This is a genomic window from Mycoplana sp. 10N416, assembly GCF_056394765.1.
The window spans coordinates 632,501-634,881 of record NZ_JBFTIM010000002.1; the positions used below are offsets into that span (position 1 = coordinate 632,501).

Here is a 2,381-nt window from a genome sequence, read left to right on the forward strand (position 1 = left end):
GATCCTAACCAAACTCCGAATACCGAGGAGTACTAGTCGGCAGACACACGGCGGGTGCTAACGTCCGTCGTGAAAAGGGCAACAACCCTGACCTCCAGCTAAGGTCCCCAAGTCATGGCTAAGTGGGAAAGGATGTGAGGATCCCAAAACAACCAGGATGTTGGCTTAGAAGCAGCCATCATTTAAAGAAAGCGTAACAGCTCACTGGTCTAAATAAGGGTCTTTGCGCCGAAAATGTAACGGGGCTGAAGCCATGCACCGAAGCTGAGGATGTGCAGCAATGCACGTGGTAGCGGAGCGTTCCGTAAGCCTGTGAAGGGGTACCCGTGAGGGGCCCTGGAGGTATCGGAAGTGCGAATGTTGACATGAGTAACGATAAAGGGAGTGAGAGACTCCCTCGCCGAAAGACCAAGGGTTCCTGCTTAAAGTTAATCTGAGCAGGGTTAGCCGGCCCCTAAGACGAGGCGGACACGCGTAGTCGATGGGAACCACGTTAATATTCGTGGGCCTGGTGGTAGTGACGGATCGCGTAAGTTGTAAGGTCTTATTGGATTGACCTTGCCGCGAAGCGGTTCCAGGAAATAGCTCCACCGTATAGACCGTACCCGAAACCGACACAGGTGGTCAGGTAGAGTATACCAAGGCGCTTGAGAGAACTATGTTGAAGGAACTCGGCAAATTGCACGCGTAACTTCGGAAGAAGCGTGACCTCTTTTTACGCAAGTGGAAAGGGGTGGCACAGACCAGGGGGTAGCGACTGTTTATCAAAAACACAGGGCTCTGCGAAGTCGCAAGACGACGTATAGGGTCTGACGCCTGCCCGGTGCTGGAAGGTTAAGAGGAGAGGTGCAAGCTTTGAATCGAAGCCCCAGTAAACGGCGGCCGTAACTATAACGGTCCTAAGGTAGCGAAATTCCTTGTCGGGTAAGTTCCGACCTGCACGAATGGCGTAACGACTTCCCCGCTGTCTCCAACATAGACTCAGTGAAATTGAATTCCCCGTGAAGATGCGGGGTTCCTGCGGTCAGACGGAAAGACCCCGTGCACCTTTACTATAGCTTTACACTGGCATTCGTGTCGGCATGTGTAGGATAGGTGGTAGGCTTTGAAGCAGGGACGCCAGTTTCTGTGGAGCCATCCTTGAAATACCACCCTTATCGTCATGGATGTCTAACCGCGGTCCGTTATCCGGATCCGGGACCGTGTATGGTGGGTAGTTTGACTGGGGCGGTCGCCTCCGAAAGAGTAACGGAGGCGCGCGATGGTGGGCTCAGAGCGGTCGGAAATCGCTCGTCGAGTGCAATGGCATAAGCCCGCCTGACTGCGAGACTGACAAGTCGAGCAGAGACGAAAGTCGGTCATAGTGATCCGGTGGTCCCGCGTGGAAGGGCCATCGCTCAACGGATAAAAGGTACGCCGGGGATAACAGGCTGATGACCCCCAAGAGTCCATATCGACGGGGTTGTTTGGCACCTCGATGTCGGCTCATCGCATCCTGGGGCTGGAGCAGGTCCCAAGGGTTTGGCTGTTCGCCAATTAAAGCGGTACGTGAGCTGGGTTCAGAACGTCGTGAGACAGTTCGGTCCCTATCTGCCGTGGGTGTAGGAATATTGACAGGATCTGTCCCTAGTACGAGAGGACCGGGATGGACGTATCTCTGGTGGACCTGTTGTCCTGCCAAGGGCATAGCAGGGTAGCTATATACGGAAGGGATAACCGCTGAAGGCATCTAAGCGGGAAACCCACCTGAAAACGAGTATTCCCTTGAGAGCCGTGGAAGACGACCACGTTGATAGGCCGGGTGTGGAAGCGCAGCAATGCGTGAAGCTTACCGGTACTAATCGCTCGATTGGCTTGATCGTTCTCATTGAAAATGCTCATCAGCGCAGCAACGCTGCGCCGATGATGCGGACCTTTTGTCCTGAGGCGCGGACGCGCTCCGGACGCAAAGGTTTAAAGACGTGTTCACAAAAAAACAGGCTCCGGCCTGACCAGCTTCTCATATCAATTTGCCCTTAGCCGACCTGGTGGTTCTGGCGGGGTGGCTGCACCCGTTCCCATTCCGAACACGGCCGTGAAACGCCCCAGCGCCAATGGTACTTCGTCTCAAGACGCGGGAGAGTAGGTCGCTGCCAGGTCTGCTAAAGGCAAGTTGATAAAGAAAAGGCGCCCGAAAAGTTGCAGACTTCTTGGACAAGCGGCCTTTCCCAACGAAACATCTTCTCGACACGCACCGGCCCAGGCCGAACACTTGAATGGGCCGCACAAGCGGCCCATAATGCGTTTAAGACGCAAACCGGATAACGCGGGGTGGAGCAGCCCGGTAGCTCGTCAGGCTCATAACCTGAAGGCCGCAGGTTCAAATCCTGCCCCCGCAACCA

Annotated in this window: 1 tRNA gene and 2 rRNA genes (1 of these 3 cut by a window edge); all 3 read left to right on the forward strand. The window is 54.9% G+C overall.

Going from position 1 to position 2,381, the window contains the following annotated elements:
• A 23S ribosomal RNA gene (locus tag AC1DDS_RS07200) occupies window positions 1–1,862 on the forward strand (it extends 935 nt beyond the left edge of the window).
• A 161-nt stretch (window positions 1,863–2,023) separates the two neighbouring features.
• Window positions 2,024–2,138: ribosomal RNA gene (gene rrf / locus AC1DDS_RS07205) — 5S ribosomal RNA — on the forward strand.
• Window positions 2,139–2,304: 166 nt separating this feature from the next.
• Window positions 2,305–2,381, forward strand: a tRNA-Met gene (locus AC1DDS_RS07210).